The organism is Microbacterium canaveralium, assembly GCF_047238045.1.
GTDB lineage: Bacteria > Actinomycetota > Actinomycetes > Actinomycetales > Microbacteriaceae > Microbacterium.
This window is the reverse complement of sequence record NZ_JBDFMA010000003.1, coordinates 111,709-135,140: the sequence shown is the minus strand read 5'-3', so window position 1 is coordinate 135,140 and position 23,432 is coordinate 111,709. Positions and strand designations below refer to the sequence as shown.

The window sequence follows — 23,432 nt, the reverse complement described above, 5'->3', positions numbered from 1 at the left end:
TGGCATCCGTCCCGAATAGAATCGAGGGCATGTCCAAGGTCCTGCAGTCCCTTCCCGTCGGCGAGCGCGTCGGCATCGCCTTCTCGGGGGGTCTCGACACCTCGGTCGCCGTCGCGTGGATGCGCGACAAGGGCGCCGTTCCCTGCACCTACACGGGCGACCTCGGGCAGTACGACGAAGACGACATCGAATCCATCCCCGGCCGCGCCACGCAGTACGGCGCCGAGATCTCGCGGCTGGTCGACTGCAAGACCGCGCTCGTGGAGGAGGGCTTCGTCGCCCTCGCGTGCGGCGCGTTCCACATCCGCTCGGGCGGACGCACCTACTTCAACACCACGCCGCTCGGCCGCGCCGTCACCGGGACGCTCCTCGTCCGCGCGATGAAGGAGGACGGCGTCGACATCTGGGGCGACGGCTCCACCTACAAGGGCAACGACATCGAGCGGTTCTACCGCTACGGACTGCTCGCCAACCCGGCCCTCCGCATCTACAAGCCGTGGCTCGACGCCGACTTCGTCACCGAGCTCGGCGGCCGCAAAGAGATGAGCGAGTGGCTCGTCGCGCACGACTTCCCCTACCGCGACTCCGCGGAGAAGGCGTACTCGACGGATGCCAACATCTGGGGCGCCACCCACGAGGCCAAGACGCTCGAGCACCTCGACGTGTCGCTCGAGACGGTCGAGCCGATCATGGGCGTGCGCTTCTGGGACCCCGCGGTCGAGATCGAGACCGAGGACGTCACCGTCGCATTCGAGGCCGGCCGCCCCGTCGCCATCAACGGCACCCGGTTCGACGACCCGGTGGCGCTGGTCCGCGAGGCGAACGCGATCGGCGGCCGTCACGGGCTCGGCATGAGCGACCAGATCGAGAACCGCATCATCGAAGCGAAGTCGCGCGGCATCTACGAGGCCCCGGGCATGGCGCTCCTCTTCATCACGTACGAGCGCCTCGTCAACAGCATCCTGAACGAAGACACCCTCGCCACCTACCACGAGCAGGGCCGCCGCCTGGGCCGCCTCATGTACGAGGGCCGGTGGCTCGAGCCGCAGTCCCTCATGCTGCGCGAGTCGATCCAGAAGTGGGTCGGTTCCACGATCACGGGTTCCGTGACGCTGCGGCTGCGCCGCGGCGAGGACTACACGATCCTCGACACCGTGGCATCCGGCATGTCGTACTCGCCCGAGAAGCTCTCGATGGAGCGCGTCGGCGACGCCGCGTTCGGCCCCGTCGACCGCATCGGCCAGCTGACGATGCGGAACCTCGACATCGCCGACTCGCGCGCTCGCCTCGAGCAGTACGCGGCGCTCGGACTCATCGGCGGCCCGACCGGCGAGCTCGTCGGCGACGTGGCCGCCGGCGGCGCGCGCGAGATCATCGAGCCCGCCGCTCCCCTCGACGCCGCCGGCGAGCGCTTGGCCGAGGCGACGGATGCCGCGGGCGAGTCCGCCGCATTCGAGTCCGGCACCGACTGAACCGCGTGAGGGGTCAAGAAGTGTCGCTTCGGAGCAAGCGAAGCGACACTTTCTGACCCCTCACGCGTGAGGCGAGGGGGGAACTTGCACACCGGAGTGCAAGTTCGGGCGTATACTCGACGCTCGTGAGCACCCCCGCACGTCGACGCGACGCCGTCGAGAACCGCGCCGGCATCGTGGATGCCGCCACCGCCGCCATCGGACACGACCCCCACGCCTCGATCGCCGCCATCGCCGCGCGCGCCGGCCTCTCGCGCCGCGCGCTGTACGGCCACTTCGACGACCGCAACGCCATCGTCCGCGAGGTCATCGCCACCGGCGCCGCGCGCTTCAACGCCATCGCCGACACCATCGACGACCCCGACTCGCGGCTGGCTCTCGCGCGCCTCGCGTCCGAGCTGTGGCGCGAAGCCGCCCACGTCCAGGCCGCCGCCGCCCTGGCGCTCGACGACGCCCACGTCCCCGAGACCTCCGAGGCGCTCGCCCCGCTGCGCCACCGGATCGACACCATCGTCCGGCGCGGCCAGGAGGCCGGCGAATTGCGCACCGACCTGCCTGCCCCGACCCTCTCGCGCCTGCTCGAGGAGACCGGCCGCATGGTCGTCAGCCGCGTGGATGCCGAGTCCCGCGCCGCCCGGGCCATCGCGGTGACGGCCGTCCTCGGCATCGCCGGCCTGTCGTGGACCGAGGCCCGCGAACTCATGGCCCAGCACCCCGATCTGGAGTCTTGATGAAGGTCGTCCTCGACGCAGTCACCAAGGGCAAGGCGCAGGGCGCCCTCCCCGAGACCTCCGCCACCTACGAGACCGGGCGGGCGACTCTCGCCGTCGCCGAGACCGAGCAGCGCCCCACGGTGCTCGGCCTCGTGGCATCCGGTCGAATGAAGATCGACAGCGGATCCGTCACGATCGACGGCCGCGCGGATGCCGGTCGGATCCGCCGCCGCGTCGCGCTCGTCGACGCCCCCGTCGTCTCGGAGCCCGAGGCGAACGTCACCGTGACCGGTGTGGTGGCCGAAGAGCTCATGTTCGCCGGGCACGCGCCGACACCGTTCGCGGCGCAGCGGTGGCTCGAGGGCCTGGGCCTGGAGTCGTTGGCATCCGTTCCGATCGGCAACGTCGACCCGCCGCAACGGATCCGGTTGCTGCTCGAGCTCGCGGCACTCCGTAAAGGCGTGGACGGCCTCGTGCTCGTCGCCCCCGACCGCCACGGCGGCGAGCCCGCCGCCTGGTGGCGCATCGCCGAGGAGTTCGCCGAACGCGGGTACGCGGTGCTCGTGATCGCCGGGCACGCTTCGCTCACCGCGATCTCCACCCTCGAAGCCGCGGAGCAGCCCGCAGAGGAGGACGCACGGTGAAGATCCCGCAGATGATCACGGCCGAACTCCGCCGCCTCACGTCGACGCGCATGTCGGTGCTCGCCCTGGTCGCGCTCCTCGCCGTGCCGATCCTGTACGGCGGCCTCTACCTCTGGGCCAATCAAGACCCCTACGGCAACCTCTCGCACGTGCCGGTCGCGCTGGTCGTCGACGACCGCGGCGCACAGATCAACGGGGAGCAGCGGAACCTCGGCGACGAAGCCGCCGACCAGCTGCTCGACAGCGACACGTTCGAGTGGCACCGCGTCGACGCCGACCAGGCCTCGACGGGACTCGAGCGAGGCGACTTCGACTTCATCGTGACCCTGCCCGCCGACTTCAGCGACGCGGTGGCCTCGCTCTCCACCGACTCTCCGCGTCAGGCCGCGATCGAGCTGCGCACGAACGACGCGAACAACTACCTCGCGTCCACCATCGGCTCGCAGGCCGTGGCGCGCATCCAGGCATCCGTCGCGCAGAAGGTCGTCGACGAAGCCGGACTCACCCTCCTCGACGCGCTGCACACCATCCGGGTGAGCCTCGTGGATGCCACGACGGGGGCGACGCAGCTCGTGGACGGCCTCGCGACGGCCAAGACGGGCTCCGCGCAGCTCGCCTCGGGCTCGGCGCAGCTCGCCGACGGCACGACCCAGCTCTCGAACGGTGCGTCGCAGTTGCGCGACGGCACCGCGCAACTGCGCGACGGCTCCGCGCGCGTCGCCGACGGCGCGCAGCAGGTCGCGGGCGGGGTCGACCGCATCGATGCCGCCGCCCGCCAGGTCAGCACGATCGCCGGGGATGCCGCGGCCCAGCTGCCGCAAGCCCGCGCCGACATCGCGCAGGCCCTGGCCGATGCCGGCCTGGAGCAACAGAAGATCGACGAGATCCTCGCGCGCCTCGACCCGGTCGGTGAGCGTCTGCAGGCGGCGAACACCCGCGTGCAGGACACGGTGACGCAGATCAACGTGCTCGACGACGGCGCGCGACAGGTGGCCGACGGCAGTGCCACCGTGGCATCCGGAGCGTCCAGCGCGGCCGACGGCGCCGCCGCCCTCGCCGACGGCGCGAGCACCGCGGCGACCGGCGCCGCGCAGCTGCGCGACGGGGCGAGCCAGCTCGACAGCGGCCTCGGACAGCTCTCGGACGGCGCGACGCAGTTGCGCGATGGACTGGCGTCGGGGGTGGACCAGATCCCCGACTCCGACGACCAGACACGGCAGGCGCAGGCCGACACGATCTCCGACCCCGTGAGCGTCGGATCGACCTCCGTCACGAAGGCGCAGAACTACGGCGCGGGACTCGCACCCTTCTTCGCCGCCCTGGCCGGCTGGATCGGCATCTACGCCCTGTTCCTCATCGTGAAGCCGGTGTCCAAGCGCGCGGTCACGGCACTGCGGTCGCCGTTCCGCGTGACGCTCGCGGGGTGGCTGACCCCGGCGGGCCTCGGCGCGGTCCAGATGGTGGGACTGTTCACGGTGCTCGCCGTCACGCTGCAGTTCTCTTTCGCGAACCCGTGGGCGGCCCTCGGCATCCTGCTGTTCGCCTCGGCGACGTACGCGGCGATCGTGCTCGCGCTGAACGTGTGGCTCGGGTCGGTCGGTCAGTTCCTCGGCCTCGTGCTCATGGTTCTGCAGCTGGTGACGGCCGGCGGGACGTTCCCGTGGCAGACCCTCCCGGGGCCCCTCGCGGCGCTGCACCACGTGCTGCCGATGGGATATGTCGTGGATGCCATGCGCCAGGTGATGTACGGCGGAGACCTGGGACGCGTCGGCCCCGACCTGCTCGTGCTCGGGGCGTGGCTCGTCGGCGGGGTCGTGCTCGCGGCCATCGGCGTGACGCGGATGACGCATCACCGCACGCTCCGCGACCTGCAGCCGAGCCTCATCGGCTGACCCGCGGCGCACCCGTCAAGATCCTGCGCGGGACCCCGGTCGCGCCCTAGGGTCGAGGGAACTCCGTTGACGAGGGGATGCCATGGCCGCCCGCAACACCCGCCTGATGCGCTGCACGCCCGACGACCTCTTCGCGGTGCTCGCCGACGGCTGGCTGTACCCGGTGTGGGTCGTCGGGGCCGCCCGCATGCGTGACGTCGACGCCGAGTGGCCGCAAGAAGGCACTCGCATCCACCACTCGCTCGGCGTATGGCCCGTGATGGTCCACGACACCACCGAGATGGTCGAGTGGGACCCGCCGCGCCGCGTGCGACTGCGCCCCAAGGCGGGCCCGCTCGGTCGGGGCGTCATCCGATTCGACGTCCGACCGCACGGCGACGGGATCGCGGTCACGATCGCGGAGGAGCCGGTGTCCGGACTCCCGGCGGTGCTTCCCGGCATCCTGTGGCGACCTCTGCTGGCGCTGCGGAACCACGAGTGCCTCACCCGGCTGGCGTTCCTCGCCGAGGGTCGACGCGAGGAACGCGAGCGGGGCGAGCTCGAGGCGCGGCCCGAGACACCCGACCCCGCCGAGGGCGCGGCGTCGCCCCAGGCCGAGAGCGACGCGGCCGAAGCCGACATCTGAACGTCCGGAGAACGTGCGCTCGCGAGTGCTCAGGCGTCGTATAGTTGACAAAACACAACTTCTTTTCGGTCGCGGAGGTACCCGCTTCGGACCGCCCAGCCGTGCACGCCCCTTCGCCCGGCATTCTCCCCCGTTCGACCCTCTCTTTCTCGAGGAACCCGTGACCACTGCTGCCGTGTCGACTCCGACCACCCGAAGCACCCCGGTGATGAACCACCGACAGATCCTGTTCGTCATCTTCGGGCTCATGGCGGGGATGTTCCTGTCCGCGCTCGACCAGACCGTCGTCGGCACCGCGATCCGCACGATCGGCGACGACCTCAACGGCCTCAGCCAGCAGGCGTGGGTGACCACCGCCTACCTGATCGTGTCGACCATCGCCACGCCGATCTACGGCAAGCTCTCCGACATCTTCGGACGCCGCCCCCTGTTCATCATCGCGATCGCGATCTTCATCCTCGGGTCGGTCGCCGCCAGCTTCTCGACCTCGATGATCGAGCTCTCGGCGTTCCGCGCCCTCCAGGGCCTCGGCGCCGGTGGCCTCATGTCGATGCCGCTCGCGATCATGGGCGACATCCTCGCGCCCCGCGAACGCGCCAAGTACCAGGGGTACTTCCTCGCCGTCTTCGGGATCTCGTCGGTCATCGGCCCGCTCGTCGGCGGCCTGTTCGCCGGGGCGAACGAGATCCTGTTCATCGCCGGCTGGCGTTGGGTGTTCCTCATCAACGTCCCGATCGGCCTCGTCGCCCTCGCGATCGTGTTGCGGTTCCTCCACATTCCGCGCCACCCGCACGGCTCCGTCCGCATCGACTGGTTCGGCGCGACGACGGTCATCATCGCCCTCGTGCCGCTCCTTCTCGTCGCCGAGCAGGGCCGCGAGTGGGGCTGGACCTCGCCGATCTCGATCGCCTGCTACATCATCGGCGCCCTCGGCATCCTGGCCTTCATCCTCATCGAGCGCAGCATGAAGGACGACGCGCTCATCCCGCTGAAGCTCTTCCGCTCCTCGACGTTCTCGATGGCGACGATCATCGGCGTCTTCGTCGGTTTCGCGATGTTCGGTGCGATGCTGACGCTCCCGCTGTACCTGCAGCTCGTGCTCGGCTCCAGCCCGACCGAGAGCGGTTTCCAGCTGCTGCCCATGATCCTGGGCCTCATGATCTCGTCGATCGTGAGCGGCCAGATCATCTCCCGCACCGGGCACTACCGCATCTTCCCGACCATCGGCACGGCCTTCATGGCGCTCGGCTTCTTCACGTTGACCTTCATCCGGTACGACACGTCGTACTGGATCATCGCCGGCGCGATGCTCCTGATCGGCCTCGGTCTCGGTCAGCTCATGCAGACGCTCACGATCGCCTCGCAGAACTCCGTCGGTCCGCGCGACATCGGCGTGGCCACTTCGGGCTCCACGTTCTTCCGCCAGATCGGTGGAACGCTCGGCACCGCCGTCCTACTGTCGCTGCTGTTCACGCTCGTCCCGCTGAACCTGCAGACGAACTTCCGCGACCAGGCCACGCTCACCGATGCGCTGGACGCCGCCCTCGACCCGACCGTTGCCAGCGCCCCGGCCAACGCGGGCATCATGTCGAAGGTCTACGACCCGTTCGTCGAGCAGCTCACCGACGGTGCGCTGAGCGGCGCGCAGCAGGGTGTCGAGCAGGCCAAGACCGCCGCGGCGGACGCCGTCGCGCAGCAGGTCGCGGCCGGCGCGATTCCCGCCGCCGCGCAGGCGCAGGCCACCGCCGCCGCGCAGGAGCAGGCGATCCAGCAGGCGGCCGCCGCGATCCAGCAGCAGCTGCCCGTCGCGAAGGTCGCCACCGACGGCACCGTGACGCTGGACTTCACGGATGCCACGGCCCGGCAGTCCTTCGTCGACCAGGCGGTTCCGCAGATCATCGACGGCATGTCGGGATCCTCGGACTCGTCGTTCGACAACAGCACGATGGACGACACGTCGTTCCTCAACGGCGCCGATCCGCGCCTGACGAAGCCGCTGCTGGTGTCGTTCAACCAGTCGACGGTCAGCGTGTACTGGGTCGCGATGGGCGTGGCCCTCATCGCCTTCGTCCTGACGCTGTTCTTCCGCACGCCGCCGCTCCGCGCCAAGTCGGCGCTGCAGGAGTCGGCCGACGCCGAGCGCAAGGCGGAGGCCATGGCAGCGCTGGGCTGAGGCATCCGTCCCCGGGGGTGATGTTCGCCCGATAAACGCTTCCTGCACTGAAACACGCGGTCTGCGCGCGTTTCTCAGTGCAGGAAGCGTTTATCGCAGGGGACGCCGAGCCCGGCGGCCCGAGCGTCAGCTCTCGGGACGGGACGGCGTCGCGATCGAGCCGCCCTCCTCGGTGCGGTGCTGCAGATCGTCGACGTACAGGCCCGCCTCGTCCATCGTGCGGTTGCGGTACGCGGCGCGCCCGACCATGTGCGCGGCGAGCGGTGCGGTGGCGAACTGGATGAGGATGATCGGGATGCCGAACGCCAACGCCTCCCACGTGCGCGCCGACAGCACGACGGCGATGACGATGAGAAGCACGCCCAGCACCTGCGGCTTCGTCGCGGCGTGCAGGCGAGAGGGGACGTCGGGCCAACGAACCAAGCCGATGGTCGCCGTGAGACACAGCACCGCACCGATCAGCACCAGGACCAGCGCGACGATGTCGAGGATGGACTCCAGAGTCACCGGGGGTTCTCCTTCCGCGCCACGAATCGCGCCACCGCGATGGAGCCGAACACGCCGACCGCGGCGATGACGAGCATCGCCGGCATCGATCGGGTGTGGTGATTGATGACCATGTCGGCGCCGAGGATGCAGATGACCTCGGTCAGCAGCACGTCGGCGGCCACCGCGCGGTCGAGGATCGACGGCCCGATCACGAGCCGGATCAGTGCCAGCACCGCGGCGACGGCGAAGACGACCAGGATGACGACGATGACAGCGGTCATAGCGGAGTCCGTCCGTCGCGGGGCGTCTCGGCCCCGAGGTGGGCGTGGTCATCGGCATCCGCGATCTGGCGGCGCAGATCGGCGAGCTGCTCGCGTGAGCCGACGGCACGCGTGATGCGGGCCTCCCAGCCGAGCACGACGCGGCGCTGATGTTCGGCATCCTCGTCGCTGCGGATGCCGATGGTGTGGAGGAACAGCGTGCGTCCTTCGCGGTCGACGTCGACGATGAGCGAGCCGGGGATGAGGGATGCCGTGACCGCGGTGTGCGCCATGATCACGTCGTCGTCCACGCGGAGCGGGACGGCGATGATGGCCGCTCCGGGAGCCCGACGGAAGTCGAGCACCTGCCACGCGACGACGAGCGAACCCCGCACCACCGCCGCGAAGAACGTCATGACGAACACGAGGCCGTACCAGAGATTCAGCCGCCCGGACAGGTCGACCGGGGAGAGGCGGAACACCCGGGTGACGAAGACGGCGGCGGCGAGTCCGGTGATGAAGGCGAGCCACGTGAACTGCCCCCACAGCAGCATCCACAGCGCCACGAGGACGATGAAGAAGGGCAGCTGGTGCAGGAAGAAGCCGACCTGCGACCGCCGTGACGGGCTCATTGCTCACCCGCCTGATCCTGCAGTTGCACCAGCGTGACGCCCTCGGTGATGCGCTCTCCGGCCCGCAGGCACAGGTCGAGCAGCGGACCGGCGAACACCGTCAGCGACAACGTGACCACGACCATTCCCGCTGTGGCGGCGGTCATGATCTTCGGGATCGTGCGGCGTTCGGTCGAGATCGCTGCGGCGGGTGCGTTGCCGAGGTACGCGATGCGCTCCAGAGTCTCGGTGGAGTCGTTCTCTTCGCGCCAGAACGAGAGGTTCCATGCGCGCATCAGTGCGTACAGGGTGAGGATCGACGTCACGATGCCGCCGACGATCAGCACCATCATCACCGGGGTCCCGACCTGGGCCCCCGCGTCGAACAGCGCGTACTTGCCGATGAAGCCCGAGAACGGCGGAAGTCCGCCGAGGTTGATCGCCGGGATGAAGTACAGCACCGCGAGCACCGGCGCGGCCCGCATGAGGCCCTTCACCTTGAGGATCGAGGTGCTCCCGGCGCGGCGCTCGATGAGTCCCACGGCGAGGAACAGGGTGGTCTGCACGATGATGTGGTGGACGATGTAGTAGATCGTCGCGCCGACCGCCAGCGGAGTGTTGATCGCGAGTCCGAAGATCATGTACCCGATGTGACTCACGAGCGTGAACGACAGGATGCGTTTGAGCTCGGCCTGCGCGACGGCGCCCAGGATGCCGACGATCATCGTCGCGAGCGCGATCATCATCAACAGGAAGTTGAGGTCGTTGGCGACGAACAGCTGCGTCTCGGTGCGGATGATCGCGTAGACGCCGACCTTGGTCAGCAGCCCCGCGAACACCGCCGTGACCGGCGCCGGAGCGGTCGGGTACGAGTCGGGCAGCCAGAACGACAGCGGGAAGACCGCCGCCTTGATCGCGAAGGCGAGCAGCAGCATGAGGTGCAGGATCGTCTGCACGTCCTGCGGGAGCTCGGCCATGCGCTCGCTGATCTGGACCATGTTGACCGTGCCGAGCGCGCCGTAGACCATGGCGATCGCGGCGAGGAACAGGATCGACGACACCAGGGACACGACGATGTAGACGACGCCGGTGCGGATGCGGGACTCGGTGCTGCCGAGCGTGATGAGCACGTACGACGCGACGAGCAGGATCTCGAAGCCGACGTAGAGGTTGAACAGGTCGCCGGCGATGAAGGCGTTGAAGATGCCCGCGCCGAGGATCAGATACGCCGGGTAGAAGATTGAGACCGGGGTGTCCTCGTCGTTGTCGGCGGCGCCCTGGCCGATCGAGAACAGCAGGACCGCCAGCAGCACGATCGCGGTGACCACGACGAGGAGCGCCGCCAGCACGTCGACGTACAGCACGATTCCGAGCGGGACCGGCCACGCCGCGATGGCCACGGCGATCGGCCCGCTCGTGTCGACGGCGACCAGCAGGATGGCGCCGAGCACCAGCACCGTCGTCAGCGAGACGACCGACACCAGGATCTGGGTCTTCTTGCGCCGACCGAAGATGAGGTTGATCGCCGCTCCGAAGAGCGGGATGCCGACGAGCAGGGGAACCAGGGCGCTCACGCGCGATCACCGTCTTCCGGGTCTCGGGTGTCGCCGGAGGGCGTCGTGGGGTCCTCGGAGCTCTCGGTTCCGTCCGCGTCGTCGGATCCCTCGGGGTGCCGCGTGTCTCCCTGAGGACGGTTCTGCCGCACGGCCACCCGATCGACCGGGGCGTCGTCGATGAGCTGCGAGAGGTCGCCCGCGTGCAGAACCCGGATCGGCGACACCGCGTCGCCGACGAAGTCGGTGGTGACGTCGGTGTCGTCCGAGCGGGACTCCTCATCCATGGCATCCTCGGGCTCTGCCGCGGTACGCGAGCGGATCGCGAGGTCTTCAGCGTCGTCGACGACCGTGTCGGCCTGACCCAGTTGCCACGAGCGGTAGATGAGGGCGAGCAAGAATGCCGAGATCCCGAAGGTGATGACGATGGCGGTGAGGGCGAGGGCCTGGGGCAGCGAGTCGGACATGTCGGCCGGGTCGGTCTGCCCGCCGTCGTAGAACGGGGCGATCCGCGGCTGGCCCATGACGATGAGGAGCAGCAGGTTGGCCGCGTTGCCCAGCAGCAGGAACCCGATCAGGACGCGCGTGAGGCTGCGCTCGAGCATGGCGTAGACGCCGCAGGCGAAGAGCACCGCCATCACGACGATGAGGACGAACGAGACGCTCACGGGACCGTCACCGCCTCGGTGTCGACGGCATCCTTCGACTGCCGGTCGACCTCGGCGCCGAGGCTGCGGAGGACGTCGAGCACGAGCCCTATCACGACGAGGTAGACGCCCACGTCGAAGATCGTGCTGGTGACGAACTCCCAGTGGCCGATGAGCGGCAGCTCGCCCTCGAATGTGAAGCTCTGCAGCGGCGCGAAGCCGAAGAACAGCGGCACGATCGCGCACAGCACGGCGATCGACATGCCCGCGCCGAGCAGGCGACCGGCGTCGGTGGGGGCAGCGGCACCGAGCTCCCAACGCCCGCCCGCGATGTAGCGCATCACGAGACCCATGCCCGCGACGAGACCGCCGGCGAAACCCCCGCCGGGCAGGTTGTGCCCCGCGAAGAGCAGGTAGAGCGAGATGATCATGATCGCGTGGAAGAGCACCCGGATGATGATCTCCATCAGGATCGACCGGTTCTCGGGCTGCACCTTCGATCCGGAGATGAGCCATGCCCGCGGCGCATCGGCTTCGCCCGCCCGCTGCGCGCGGACACCGCTGTCGGTCTCGATGAGCGGACGTCGGCGACCGATGCCGACGCGGCTGCGCCCGGTTCCGGAGCGGCGGCGTGACAGGTTGTCGCTGCGGTCGGTGATGAAGACGAGGGATGCCACGCCCGTGGCCGCGAGGATGAGCACCGACAGCTCGCCCATGGTGTCCCAGCCGCGGAGGTCGACGAGCGCGACGTTGACGACGTTGCGGCCGTGGCCGATCTCGTACGCCAGCGGCGGCCACTCCAGGGAGATGGGCTGATCCTGCCGCGCGCCGGTGGCGACGACGGCGACGAGCGCCATCGTGAGCCCGACGCCGACGCCGAGCGCCGCGCGCGCGAGCGGCGCGACGGAGGCGTTGTGCTCGCCCATGCGGGCGGGGAGGCGCCGCAGGACCAGCGCGAACACCACGAGAGTGATCGTCTCGATCAGCACCTGCGTGAGCGCCAGATCGGGCGCGCCGCTCGTGGCGAAGAGCACGACCATGCCGAGGCCCGTGACCGACACGAGCGCGACGCCGGTGAACCGTTTGGGTGCCCGCACAGCGAGGATTCCGGCGGCGATCATCACCGGGGCGGCGATGAGCTGGGCGGGCGACTGCCACGCGTCGAGCTGCGCGCGCCATTCGTCCGAAGCGAGGAGCGCCGTGCCCTCGGCCACGACCAGGACGACGAAGATCGTGCCGACGTAGAAGGGCAGCGATCCGCGCTGGAACCGCGCCGTCGTCCACTCGGACGTCCGGTCGATGGCACGCAGGGCACCGTTGTAGGCATCGTTCGCGGTGAAGGGGAGAACGCGACCGCGGCGGTGCAGCTGCGTGCGGCGCACCAGCCAGAAGACGCCGGCGCCGAGGGCGAGGGTGCCGAGCGAGAGGAACAGCGCCGGCTCGAGACCGTGCCAGAGCGCGAGGTGGTACACGTGCTCGGGGGCGGGAACGCCCGCCGTGGCCTCGGGGACGGTGTCGGCGTACGGCGCGAGCCAGCCGTCGACGAGGGGCGCGAGGAATCCGAGCGTCAGTGTGGCCGCGGACAGCAGCACGGGCGAGGCGAGGAATCCGATCGGCGGGTCGGGCCACTCCGTGCGTTCGACGGAGCGCTTGGTCCAGAACGCACCCCAGAGGAACCGGATGCCGTAGGCCGCCGTCAACGCCGAACCCGCGACCACGCCGATCAGCGCGACGATGCCCCACGCCGCGCCCGCGGTGGCTTCGTGCCACAGCGCCGTCAGCGCGGTCTCCTTCGCCACGAAGCCCAGGGTCGGAATGACCCCGGCCATGGAGAAGATCGCGATGAACGAGGCCGTCGCCATGACCGGCGCCTGACGTCCGAGGCCCGAGAGCTCGCCGATGTCACGCGTGGACAGCTGGCGGTCGATGACGCCGACGACGAGGAACAGACACGACTTGAACAGCGCATGGCTCAGGACGAGCGCGATGCCCGCGAGGGCGGCATCCCGTGTTCCGTATCCGAGCATGACGGTGAGGAAGCCGAGCTGGCTCACCGTGCCGAAGGCGAGGATGCGCTTGAGGTCGCGTTCGCGCAGCGCCTGGAACCCGCCCAGCAGCATCGTGAAGACACCCAGCGCGATGAGCGTGGGACGCCAGAACGGTGTCTCGGCGAACCCGGGGGCGAGCCGCGCGATGAGGTAGATGCCCGCCTTCACCATCGCCGCGGCGTGCAAGTAGGCGCTGACCGGGGTCGGAGCCGCCATGGCGCCGGGGAGCCAGAAGTGGAACGGGAAGATCGCGGACTTGCTCAGCGCCCCGACGAGCAGCAGGAGCACAGCGATGTCGGTCACCGTCCCGACGGGCGGGTCGGCGAGGATCGCGGACAGGCTCGTGGTGCCGGCCTGCACGACCATCAGCACGACGCCGATCAGCATGACCAGTCCGCCGAGCGTGGTCACCAGGAGCGCCTGCAACGCGGCGCGTCGGCTGGCGGCGCGACCGTGGTAGTACCCGATGAGCAGGTACGACAGGACGCTCGTGACCTCCCACAGCATGATCAGCACGACGATGTCGTCGGTGAGGACGAGGCCGTACATCGCTCCCGCGAACGCGAGCAGCACGGCGGAGAACTGCCCGACGCCCGTCGTCTTGTCGCGGAAGTACCAACGGCAGTAGAGCATGACGAGTGCTCCGACGCCCGTGACGACGAGGGTCAGCAGCCATCCGAGGACGTCCATGCGCATCGAAAGCGTCACACCGAGACCGGGGATCCAGCTGTATTCCTCGAACGGAATGGCGCCCGCGAGAACGGAGGGCGCGAGCACGATCGCATGCGCGAAGGCGAGGGCCGGCAGGACGGCCGCGACATAGAAGGCGCGGGCGCCGATCTTCGCGACCAGGAACGGGAGGAGGATGGGGACGAGGGCGAAGGCGCCGAGGAATGCCAGCACGAGTGGGCCTCCTCGGGGTCGACGGGCGGGTGCCCGGGCTCTCGGGGTGTCGGATCTATTCTACCCGGAGCATTCGTCTCCCCGCCCCGTCGGGCTTCAGGTCGACCGCGGCGGTGCGGTCGTCGTGCCCGCGCGGAACGTGCAGGTGAGGTCGAGACCGGCGGGCGTCGAGCCCTCGAGCATCGCGGCAACGGCCTCGCCCGCCGCTCTCCCCTTCGCCGTGGCCGGTTGCACGAGGGTCGTCAGCACGTGAGGCGCGAGCCCGTCCACGACCACACCGTCGAAGCCCGTCACGCTCACGTCGCGCGGTACCTGGAGCCCCGCCTCCTCGGCCGCGCGGATCACCCCGGCCGCCAGCAGGTCGCTCTGCGCGATCACGGCGGTGGGCCGGCGGGCGGGATCGGCGAAGATCGCGCGGCCCGCGATCGCGCCCTCGTCGATCGAGCTGGTCGCGGCGGCGAGCGCGGGCGCGTCGGCGAACACCTGGCGCACACCCGCTAGTCGGTCCGCGGTGATGTCGACGCGCACCACCGCGTCGTCGGGGATCCAGCCCCGGCGTCGCTCGACGTCGGTCGGAAGCGTGACGATGACGACGTCGGTGTGCCCGAGGTCCGCGAGGTGCTGGGCCGCTTGGCGTTGCGCTTCGACGTTGTCGAGCAGCACGCGGGGGATTCCCGCACCGGCGTCTCCCTCGATGACGACGACCGGGATGCCACGCCCTCGCACGATCTCGAGCGAGTCGGCCATGCGGGGACTGCAACCGATGAGCACGGCGGCGTCGATCGGGGCGGTGTGCAGCGACGGCTCGCTGACGGTCACCCCGTCGTCGCGCAGGAGGAGGAGCGCGGCACCGAGCCGGGACACGCCGTCTGCGAGCCCGTCCATCATGTGCGTCGTCACGGGGTCGAGGAAGGCGGTGCCGAGATGCTGGTCGAAGACCACGCCGACGATGCCGGAGCGACCGCGGCGCAGGGACGCGGCTCGGGGGTCGGGACCGGTATAGCCGAGCTTCTCCGCGGCGGCGAGGACGCGGGCCCGCGTCGCCTCCGACGTCGGAGTGTTGCCACTGAACACGACGGATGCCGTCGACGGGGAGACGCCCGCCTCCCGGGCGACGTCGCTGATGGTCGCGCGGCGCGTGCTCACCGCCCGATCGTACCTCGACCGTACCCCCGGTCTCGAATCGATTCGATTCGGCGGCGGGTTCCTCGTTACTGTTGCTGCATGGACTCCACGCTCACCCGTTCGCGTCTCGTGCGCTGGTACATCGCGATCTGCGCGATCTTCCTCGCGAGCGGCCTGAGCATCTCGACCTGGGCCTCCCGGGTCCCGGCCATCCGCGAGGCGCTCGGCATCGAGAACTCCGGCGTCGGACTGCTGCTGCTCGGCATGGGCGTGGCATCCATCATCGGGCTCACCATCGCGCCCGCCATCATGTCGCGGCTCGGCGCCCGCCGCGGCATGCTCGCGTCGCTCGTCACCGTCGCCGTGGGCCTCGCGATCATCGGCCTCGGGGCGGACACCCTGCAGCTGTTCGGTGTCGCGCTCGTCGGCCTCGCGCTGTTCGGATTCGGCAACGGCGCGGTCGACGTAATGATGAACGTCGAGGGCGCCGCACTCGAGAAGGCGACGGGGCGCACGGTCATGCCGCTGCTGCACGCGTTCTTCAGCTTCGGCACGGTGATCGGCGCCGGGATCGGCTTCCTCGCGGTGCGCGGGGGCCTGCCCGTGGTCGCGCACTCCGTCGCGATGGCGATCGTGATCGCCGTCGTGGTGTTCGTCGCCGTCGCGAACGTGCCGCCCCGCGAGATCGCGATGGACGCGTCTCCTGCGGAGGAGCGCGCACACTGGCGCGAGCGTCTCCGAGCCTCGCTCGCCGCCTGGCGCGAGCCGCGCACGTACACGCTCGGCGTGATCATGCTCGGGATGGCCTTCGCGGAGGGCAGTGCGAACGACTGGCTGCCGTCCGCCGTCGTCTTCGGCCACGGCGCCGCCGAGGAGGCCGGCCCCGCCGTGCTGGCGGTGTTCTCCGTCGCGATGACGGCCGGGCGTCTGCTCGGCGGTCCCGTGGTCGACCGGTTCGGGCGTGTGTGGGTGCTGCGGATCCTCGCGGTCACCGCCGCCGCGGGCCTGCTGCTCTTCATCGTCGCGCCGTTCGGACCGCTCGTGTACATCGGCGCCGCCCTGTGGGGTCTCGGCGCCTCGCTCGGCTTCCCGATCGGCATGTCCGCCGCCGCCGACGACCCCGCCAAGGCCGCCTCCCGGGTCGCCGCCGCCGCCACGATCGGATACGTCGCGTTCCTCTGCGGTCCCCCGATCCTCGGCTGGATCGGCGATCACATCGGGCTGCTCAACACGCTGTTCATCGTGGTCGGGTTGATCGTGGCATCCGGGCTCTTCTCCGGGGCGGCCAAGCCGCTCCCGGTCGCGACAGCCGAGCGCGAGAACGCCGTCCGCCGCGATTAGGCTCATCGGGTGCGTCTCGTCATCGCCCGCTGCTCCGTCGACTACACCGGTCGACTCACCGCCCATCTCCCCCTGGCCACGCGTCTGCTCGTGCATAAGGGCGATGGGTCGTTGCTCGTGCACTCGGACGGCGGGTCGTACAAGCCACTGAACTGGATGAGCCCGCCGTGCACCCTCACGGTCGAGGAGCCGGACGAGGATGCCGCCAGCGTCGGCGTCACGCAGCAGTGGCGCGTCACGCACAAGAAGTCCGGGGACGCACTCGTGGTGAAGATCTACGAGGTGATCCACGACACCTCGCACGAGCTGGGCGTCGACCCGGGACTCATCAAGGACGGCGTCGAGGCCGACCTGCAGCGTCTGCTCGCCGAGCAGGTCTCGGTCGTCGGTGAGGGCCTCACGCTCGTCCGCCGCGAGTACCCCACCGCGATCGGCCCGGTCGATTTGCTGCTGCGCGACGACAACGGCGGCACCATCGCCATCGAGGTCAAGCGTCGCGGCGACATCGACGGCGTCGAGCAGCTCACCCGCTACCTCGAGCTGCTCAACCGCGACCCGCTGCTCGCGCCGGTGAGTGGCGTCTTCGCCGCGCAGGAGATCAAGCCGCAGGCGCGCGTGCTCGCGACCGATCGCGGCATCCGGTGCCTCACCCTCGACTACGACGAGATGAAGGGCATCGAGTCGGGGGCCCCGCGCCTGTTCTGAGCCGCGGCCCGCGCGTCACTCGACGCGGCGAGCGGAGGAGATACGAGGAGCGGAGGATGCCGCACCGCTCGCGGATCCTCCCTCCGGCGAATGTCCTCCGTTACGCCACCGCCACCCACCCCCGCGCGGCCCACGCCCGACACGCCCGGTAGCGTGGAGCCCATGCCCGTGCGCTCCCCCTGGTCGTGCGTCCTCTGGGACGTCGACGGAACCCTCGTCGATGCATCCGAGGGCATCCTCCGCCGTCTCACCGTCACTCTCGAACACTTCGGGCGGACGCCGCCGACCCGTGGCGAACTGTCGCGCTGGATCGGGCCGCCGATGTTCGAGTCGTTCCAGGTCAACGTCGGCATGACCCCCGACGAGGCGACCGAAGCCGTCACCTTCTACCGCGCGCTGAACAAGGACGAGGGCTACACCGGCAGCGCACAGCTGTATCCCGGCGTCGCCGAGATCGTGCACGACCTGCACGCCGCCGGCATCCCGCAGTCGACCGCGAGCTCGAAGCCCGAGGTGCAGGTCGTGGCGCTCATGGACCACTTCGGTCTCGCCCCCGACCTCGAGGCGATGGTCGGCGCGAGCCCCGACGAGCGCACGCTCAGCGCGAAGGCCGACATCGTGCGCGAAGCGCTGCGGCGCCTCGAGGTGCGCGGCTACGACACCTCCCGCCCCGTCCTCATCGGCGATCGACACCACGACGTCGAGGGCGGGCTGGATGCCGATGTGCCGGTGATCTTCGTCCGCTGGGGCTTCAGCTGGCCGCACGAGGCCGACGGTGCCCAGGCGGCGGTCGATACCGCCGACGAGCTGCGCGCGCTCCTGCTCGTGCCCGACGAGGATCCCGGTCCCGCCGACGGTGTCTGACCTCTCCTGGGCGCTCCCCGCGTCGATCGCCCTGCTCGCGGCGCTGCTCGTCGCCGGAGTCATCGTGCTCGTCGTGCGGGCGCGCCGCCGGTCCCCTCGCGCCATCGCGGCGGCATCCGAGGCGCGCTCCGCTGCGGAAGAGGCACTGTCACGGCTCGATGATGCGGCGATCGCGCTCGACGTCGCGTTCGAGGCGGCCGGAGACGACGAAGCCCCGACCGAGCTTCGCCGTGCGCGGGCGGCTGCGCTGCGCGGCCGGGATCGCGGCTTCGCCGAGGTGGCCGCGCTCGCGACCTCGGCACGGCTCCCCGCGCAGCGGCGCGTCGACGCCGTCCGCCTCCGCGACGACCTCGAGCGAAGGATCACGGCCGCGAGCACGACCCGCGTCGTCCTGTCCGAATGGACCCGCACGCACGGCAGCCCCGCGTCTCGCGTCGCCGCGGCCCGCGCGCGGCGCGAGGAGATCGCTCGGACCTCCGGCGACCCCGCCCGACTCCTGGCCGATACCCGCACGCGATTCGACGACGGGGAGTGGGCGGATGCCGACCGCGCCGACCGCGAAGCACGCGCGGCGCTCGTGCGGGCCGATGCGGCGTTGAACGACCCCGACGCGGCGGATGCCGAGGTGTTCGAGGCATCCGTCGCTCTCCGCCGGGCGGAGCGCCTGTTCCGAGCGGTCGAGGATGCGCACCGCTTCCTCGTCCAGGCAGAAGAGAACGCGGCAGCCGAGGTGGCAGCCGCCGAGGCCGAGATCGCGGAAGGCCTCGAGATCGCGGTGTCCCGGCCCGGTGAGTGCGCGCCCGACGCCGCCGAGCGGCTCCACGCCGCGCGTGCCGAGCTCCGCGCCGCGGCGGAAGGTCTCCCCCGGCGCCCACGCACGGCGATCGAGGTCGTCGCCCGCGTGCGCGAGACCCGCGACGACGCGCTCGGCGACGCCCCGAGCCCCCGCCGGAGACTGGAAGCCGCGCGCGCAGCCCTCCCCGGCACGCTCGCGTGCGCGCGAGCGGCCGTCGCCGCGACCGAGGCGTTCGCGGACGCGCCGCCCATTCAGGACCGGCTGCGGCTCGACGTCGCGCGGCGCGAGCTGGCGGCGGCCCGCTCCGCGCAGGACGCGTTCCAGGCATTGGCATCCGCCCGCGCCGCGTGGCATGCGGTGACGGACTGACGTCACCTCCCGTGGAGAACACGCGCCGGCACCGTGCTGACGGCTTCGCCCACCGCGTCCTCGGGGACGCCCGCGCGCAGGCACACCTCAACGGCACGATCCATCGTGAGGGTGGAACCCGCCAGCGTCTCGGTACCCCGCAGCACGGGGCGCCCGTCCGTCACTTCCACGGCGAGCTCGCCGAGCGTGTACGTCCCGTCGCCGAGCCCCGTCGCGGACATCGCGTCCGTCACCAGGGCCACGCGCTCCGGCGCGGCGGCGAAAAGCGCGCGGATGAGGGCCGGGTGCACGTGCACACCATCGGCGATGAGCTCGAGCACGACGTCGTCACGCTCGAGCGCCGCGCCCACGGGCCCGGGATCGCGGTGGTGGAGACCGGGCATCGCGTTGAAGGCGTGCGTCAGCAGACGGGCGCCGTGGTCGAACGCCTCGAGGGTCGTGGCGTAGTCCGCCTCGGTGTGCCCGACCGCCACGATGACACCCGCGTCGGCGAAGGCCCGGATCGCGGCGAGCGCGCCCGGGATCTCCGGCGCGATGGTGACCTGACGCAGGATGCCATCCCCCGCCGCCAGCAGTGTGCCCACCGCCTCCGGGGTCGGGTCGGTGAGGGCGGACGGGTCGTGGGCGCCACGACGGCGAGGCGCGAGGAACGGGCCCTCGAGGTGCACGCCCAACACCCCCGGCACGTCGGAAACGATCCGCCGGAGTTCGGTCACCCGGTGGACCAGCCGGTCGACCGGCGCACTGACGAGGCTGAGCATGACGGCGTCACTGCCGTGCTCCCGGTGGTAGGCCACGGCGGCGGCCACCCCGGCGGCGTCGGCGTCGTCGAAGGAGTGCCCGAGGGCTCCGTGGCAGTGCAGATCCATCGCCTCCATTGTTCTCCTCCTCTCCGCGTTCGACCCCCGGTCTCGACGGAGAGTGCCCTATCGTGAGCGGCATGGGGGAGAGAACCACCTTCCGTCGGGTCATCGCCGCCGTCGGCCGCCTCCCGGCCACGGTGGCACTGGCCCTGGTGCTGCTCGCCGTGGGCGTGGCATCCGCGGGTCTGTGGTCGCCGTTCGCGGCGTCGCCGCTGCACGACGCCGTGGCGTACGGCCTTCCGGCGCTGGAGGCCGGCCGGTGGTGGACGCCGATCACCGGGGCGTTCTTCGTGTCGGTGCCGTGGCTCTACGCGGCGATCGTCGTCGGGCTGGCCGGGATGGGGTACCTCGAGTTCCGCCGCGGCTGGCGTGTCGCCCTCGCCTACTTCGCGGGTGGACAGCTCGGCGCGGTGCTCCTCGCGTCGGGGCTGCTGTGGCTCGCCGCGCTGCTCCCCTGGCCGTGGGCCCAGGAGCAGGCTGCAGCGCTCGACGTCGGTCCCTCCCCCGGGGTGATCGCGTGCGTGGCGGCGGCGGTGTCGCTGCTCCCGTCGCCGTGGCGTCTGCGCGCATGGACCGTGCTGGTCGCGGTGCTCGCGGTGACCTTCCTCTACTGGGGGTCGCTCAACGACCTCGAACACGTTCTCGCGGTCGCCCTCGTGCTCGCCGTCGACCGGTCGCTGCGTCCGCAGCGGGTGTCGGTGCGTGAGCAGCGCCTCATCGCGTTCGTCGTGGTGTGCGGTCTCGGGGCGATCGACGTCCTCACCTACCTGAGCCCCACGACGGGGCCGTTCGGCAGCTCGGACCCGGTCTCGGGCTCGTGGGTGGATGTCGTCGTGAACACCGTCATCGTGCTCGCGGTGGCGACCGGCATCCGACGCGGTCGGCGGTGGGCCTGGGTGCTGCTCACGATCTACGGGGCCCTCAACGCCCTGATCCTCGCGCTGCTCGTGGTGATCGCGCTGATCGTGGGGCTCGGGGGCGTCGAGGGAACGGTCGACGTCGACCTCACGATCACGCTCGCCTCGTCGGCGACCTGGGTCGTCGCGTTGGTGTATCTGGTCCTCGTGCGCGCCGCTTTCCGCGCGCGTCCGAAGGCGGCCCTGGGCGACGCGCCCGCGCCGAGCGTCGACGACGTGAAGACGGAACTACGCGCGACCGGCGGCGGGACCCTGTCGTGGATGACGACGTGGGAGGGCATGTCGTACGCGCGGTTCGGCCGTGGGATCGTCGCCTTCCAGCGCCGGTCGGGTGTCGCTCTCGTCCTCGGCGACCCGCTCGGCCCGGAGGAGGATCGGGCAGCGACCGTCCGCGCGTTCGTCGAGCGCGCCGAGATCGCCGGGCTCGCGCCGTGCTTCTTCAGCGCCGGGGAGGCGACCCGCTCGGCCGTCCCGGAAGGATGGCGCAGCATCGTGGTGGCGGACGACACGATCGTCGACCTTCCGGGCCTGAAGTTCACCGGCAAGGCCTGGGGTGCGGTGCGCACGTCGCTGAACCGGGCCGAACGCGAGGGCATGACGTTCCGTCTCTCGCGTCTTGCCGACGAGACGTGGGGAGTGCGCCAGCAGTTGCGCGCCATCTCGGAGAGCTGGGTCGGCGACAAGGGACTCCCCGAGATGGGATTCACCCTCGGCACCCTTCAGGAGGCCGCGGACCCCGAGGTGCGGATCGCGCTGGCCGTCTCGCCCGCCGGCGACGTCGACGGCTTCCTGTCGTGGCTGCCCGTCTACGGCGACGGGCGCGTCCGCGGCTGGACCCTGGATCTCATGCGGCGCCGCGACGGCGGCTTCGGCCCCGTGATGGAGTACCTCATCGGCTCGTCCGCGCAGCAGTTCTCGACAGAGGGCGCCGAGGTGATGTCGCTGTCCGGCGCGCCGCTCGCCCACGAGTACCCGCCGGATGCCGGCGTCATCGCTGATCTGCAGGGGCGCATGGCCTCGATGCTGGAGCCGGTATACGGGTTCGCGTCGCTGCACCGGTTCAAGCAGAAGTTCCACCCGCGCTACGAGACGATGTACCTGCTCTATCGCGACGAGGCCGACCTCACGCGCATCGGTGCCGCGCTGACCCGCGCGTTCCTGCCGCATGCGACCCTCCGGCAGTTCGCTGCCGCCGGCGTGGACCTCGTCCGCCCCGAGCGGTGACCGCCCGGGTCAGAGCGGGCGGATGTTCTCCGCCTGCAGACCCTTGGGGCCTTGCGCGATGTCGAACTCGACGCGCTGGTTCTCCTCGAGCGAGCGGTAGCCGCCCGCCTGGATCGCGCTGTAGTGGGCGAAGACGTCCTGGCCGCCCTCATCGGGCGCGATGAAGCCGAAGCCCTTCTCCGAGTTGAACCACTTGACCGTGCCCTGCGTCATCGACGTGCCGTTTCCGCTCGTGCCGACGCCGAGCGCGTCGGTCAGGGCCCACGCTAACGGGTGCTAGCGGAACCGCGCATCGACCCGTGACAGAAACGTTGTACGGCGTCACGAAGGGAAAGTTCCCCTTAAGCCCATACGACGCCCGGGCTGAGCAGAAGCTCGAAGCCCGGGCGTCGACGGATCCCCCCGGATATGTCACGCGAGGCGTGACGGCGATCACTTTACAGCCGCGAATGCGGTTCGCGCGACACGAAAGCTGGGAATTCTTCACATATGACGAGGATGTGTGATAGCCGGTCGTCATAGAATCCGCCTGTGGACGAGCGGCGACAGCCTTCCGCCCTCGTCGATGAGGCGTACGCCGTCCTCGGCGAGGCGATCGTCGACGGCCGCCTGAGGCCGGGCGACCGGCTGCGTGACGTCGAGCTCGCCACCCAGATGGGCATTTCCCGTACCCCCGTCCGCGAGGCGCTGCAGCGCCTCGCGGCGATCCGGCTCGTCGAGATCGCACCGCACCGTTTCACCCGCGTCACGTCGCCCAGCGACAAGGAGGTCGCGGATATGCGCGATTACGCGGTGCACATGATCGGGATGACAATGCACCTGGCGCTCCTGCGGTGCTCCGACGACGACATCACGGAGGGCGCCAGGCTCCTCGGCGTCCTGATGGATGCCGCTCGCGCCGACTCCTCCCCCGCCTACGTCGATGCAGGCTTCGGACTCCTCGCCCACTTCACCCGCGCGTCCGAGAACATCGTGCTGATCGAAACGCTGAAGCAGACCACCTTCCTGGTGCGGCGGAACCTGCGCGGCTGGATGTGCGCGCACACAGAGGACTGCGAGGAGTTGTTCCTCCTCCTGGCCGACGCCATCCGTGAGCGCGACACCGCGCTCACCGCCCACCTGTGGCTGCGGCTGCACGGCCTCTACTGAGGTGGTCAGGGCTGGCGCAAGGCATCCGATCATCCCGGGCGATCCCGCT

21 protein-coding genes are annotated in these 23,432 nt (G+C 70.5%); 12 read left to right on the top strand and 9 right to left on the bottom strand.

Annotation, left to right across the window (positions count from 1 at the left end; genetic code table 11):
* The first annotated feature begins 29 nt into the window (after positions 1-29).
* The 6 genes from argG to ABC271_RS01525 all read left to right on the top strand — a co-directional run bounded on the left by argG (position 30) and on the right by ABC271_RS01525 (position 7,519).
* Positions 30-1,472 carry an argininosuccinate synthase gene (gene argG / locus ABC271_RS01550; RefSeq protein WP_412923159.1) on the top strand — a complete coding sequence of 481 codons (1,443 nt, stop codon included), beginning with the start codon at positions 30-32 and terminating at the stop codon, positions 1,470-1,472.
* Between the two features lie 125 nt (positions 1,473-1,597).
* On the top strand, positions 1,598-2,203 hold the full coding sequence (locus tag ABC271_RS01545) for a TetR family transcriptional regulator (protein WP_412923158.1): 606 nt from the start codon (positions 1,598-1,600) through the stop codon (positions 2,201-2,203).
* Positions 2,203-2,829 (top strand): hypothetical protein, encoded by a 627-nt coding sequence (locus ABC271_RS01540; RefSeq protein WP_412923157.1) that lies wholly within the window; start codon positions 2,203-2,205, stop codon positions 2,827-2,829. The genes ABC271_RS01545 and ABC271_RS01540 overlap by 1 nt, the downstream gene beginning before the upstream one ends.
* Entirely contained in the window at positions 2,826-4,721 is a 1,896-nt protein-coding gene (locus ABC271_RS01535) for a YhgE/Pip family protein (protein ID WP_412923156.1), read from the top strand. The genes ABC271_RS01540 and ABC271_RS01535 overlap by 4 nt, the downstream gene beginning before the upstream one ends.
* 82 nt (positions 4,722-4,803) lie before the next feature.
* Positions 4,804-5,346 carry an SRPBCC family protein gene (locus ABC271_RS01530; protein ID WP_412923154.1) on the top strand — a complete coding sequence of 181 codons (543 nt, stop codon included), beginning with the start codon at positions 4,804-4,806 and terminating at the stop codon, positions 5,344-5,346.
* A gap of 208 nt (positions 5,347-5,554) precedes the next feature.
* On the top strand, positions 5,555-7,519 hold the full coding sequence (locus ABC271_RS01525) for an MDR family MFS transporter (RefSeq protein WP_412926085.1): 1,965 nt from the start codon (positions 5,555-5,557) through the stop codon (positions 7,517-7,519).
* Positions 7,520-7,645: 126 nt separating this feature from the next.
* Here ABC271_RS01525 and mnhG read toward each other — a convergent pair whose 3' ends face one another.
* From mnhG to ABC271_RS01490, 7 genes are all read right to left on the bottom strand, one after another.
* A complete protein-coding gene (gene mnhG / locus ABC271_RS01520) occupies positions 7,646-8,020 on the bottom strand; it encodes a monovalent cation/H(+) antiporter subunit G (protein ID WP_412926084.1) in 375 nt (124 codons plus the stop codon).
* Between the two features lie 2 nt (positions 8,021-8,022).
* A complete protein-coding gene (locus ABC271_RS01515; protein ID WP_412923153.1) occupies positions 8,023-8,289 on the bottom strand; it encodes an MrpF/PhaF family protein in 267 nt (88 codons plus the stop codon).
* Positions 8,286-8,900 carry a Na+/H+ antiporter subunit E gene (locus tag ABC271_RS01510; RefSeq protein ID WP_412923152.1) on the bottom strand — a complete coding sequence of 205 codons (615 nt, stop codon included), beginning with the start codon at positions 8,898-8,900 and terminating at the stop codon, positions 8,286-8,288. The genes ABC271_RS01515 and ABC271_RS01510 overlap by 4 nt, the downstream gene beginning before the upstream one ends.
* Entirely contained in the window at positions 8,897-10,453 is a 1,557-nt protein-coding gene (locus ABC271_RS01505) for a Na+/H+ antiporter subunit D (RefSeq protein WP_412923151.1), read from the bottom strand. The genes ABC271_RS01510 and ABC271_RS01505 overlap by 4 nt, the downstream gene beginning before the upstream one ends.
* Complete coding sequence (locus tag ABC271_RS01500) at positions 10,450-11,100, bottom strand: Na(+)/H(+) antiporter subunit C (RefSeq protein WP_412923150.1); 651 nt, start codon at positions 11,098-11,100, stop codon at positions 10,450-10,452. The genes ABC271_RS01505 and ABC271_RS01500 overlap by 4 nt, the downstream gene beginning before the upstream one ends.
* Positions 11,097-14,030 (bottom strand): Na+/H+ antiporter subunit A, encoded by a 2,934-nt coding sequence (locus ABC271_RS01495; RefSeq protein ID WP_412923149.1) that lies wholly within the window; start codon positions 14,028-14,030, stop codon positions 11,097-11,099. Before ABC271_RS01495 ends, ABC271_RS01500 begins: the two co-directional genes overlap by 4 nt.
* Before the next feature lie 96 nt (positions 14,031-14,126).
* Positions 14,127-15,176, bottom strand: a complete 1,050-nt coding sequence (locus tag ABC271_RS01490; protein ID WP_412923148.1) for a LacI family DNA-binding transcriptional regulator — start codon at positions 15,174-15,176, stop codon at positions 14,127-14,129.
* A 78-nt stretch (positions 15,177-15,254) separates the two neighbouring features.
* Here ABC271_RS01490 and ABC271_RS01485 point away from each other — a divergent pair, with 78 nt between their 5' ends.
* The 4 genes from ABC271_RS01485 (at position 15,255) to ABC271_RS01470 (ending at position 19,230) form a co-directional block, all read left to right on the top strand.
* Positions 15,255-16,496 carry an MFS transporter gene (locus ABC271_RS01485; protein ID WP_412923147.1) on the top strand — a complete coding sequence of 414 codons (1,242 nt, stop codon included), beginning with the start codon at positions 15,255-15,257 and terminating at the stop codon, positions 16,494-16,496.
* A 9-nt stretch (positions 16,497-16,505) separates the two neighbouring features.
* Positions 16,506-17,201, top strand: a complete 696-nt coding sequence (gene nucS / locus ABC271_RS01480; RefSeq protein WP_412923146.1) for an endonuclease NucS — start codon at positions 16,506-16,508, stop codon at positions 17,199-17,201.
* A 162-nt stretch (positions 17,202-17,363) separates the two neighbouring features.
* The gene (locus ABC271_RS01475; protein WP_412923145.1) at positions 17,364-18,065 is read left to right on the top strand and encodes an HAD hydrolase-like protein; all 702 of its coding nucleotides are present in this window, start codon (positions 17,364-17,366) and stop codon (positions 18,063-18,065) included.
* Positions 18,058-19,230 (top strand): hypothetical protein, encoded by a 1,173-nt coding sequence (locus ABC271_RS01470; RefSeq protein WP_412923144.1) that lies wholly within the window; start codon positions 18,058-18,060, stop codon positions 19,228-19,230. Before ABC271_RS01475 ends, ABC271_RS01470 begins: the two co-directional genes overlap by 8 nt.
* A gap of 2 nt (positions 19,231-19,232) precedes the next feature.
* Here ABC271_RS01470 and ABC271_RS01465 read toward each other — a convergent pair whose 3' ends face one another.
* Positions 19,233-20,108, bottom strand: coding sequence for an N-acetylglucosamine-6-phosphate deacetylase (locus ABC271_RS01465; RefSeq protein ID WP_412923143.1), 876 nt, complete (start codon positions 20,106-20,108; stop codon positions 19,233-19,235).
* 62 nt (positions 20,109-20,170) lie between these two features.
* Between ABC271_RS01465 and ABC271_RS01460 the strand changes: the two genes are divergently transcribed.
* Complete coding sequence (locus ABC271_RS01460; protein WP_412923142.1) at positions 20,171-22,234, top strand: bifunctional lysylphosphatidylglycerol flippase/synthetase MprF; 2,064 nt, start codon at positions 20,171-20,173, stop codon at positions 22,232-22,234.
* 9 nt (positions 22,235-22,243) lie between these two features.
* Here ABC271_RS01460 and ABC271_RS01455 read toward each other — a convergent pair whose 3' ends face one another.
* Entirely contained in the window at positions 22,244-22,447 is a 204-nt protein-coding gene (locus ABC271_RS01455; RefSeq protein ID WP_412923141.1) for a cold-shock protein, read from the bottom strand.
* 318 nt (positions 22,448-22,765) lie between these two features.
* Between ABC271_RS01455 and ABC271_RS01450 the strand changes: the two genes are divergently transcribed.
* Entirely contained in the window at positions 22,766-23,383 is a 618-nt protein-coding gene (locus ABC271_RS01450) for a GntR family transcriptional regulator (RefSeq protein ID WP_412923140.1), read from the top strand.
* The last annotated feature ends 49 nt before the right edge of the window (positions 23,384-23,432 follow it).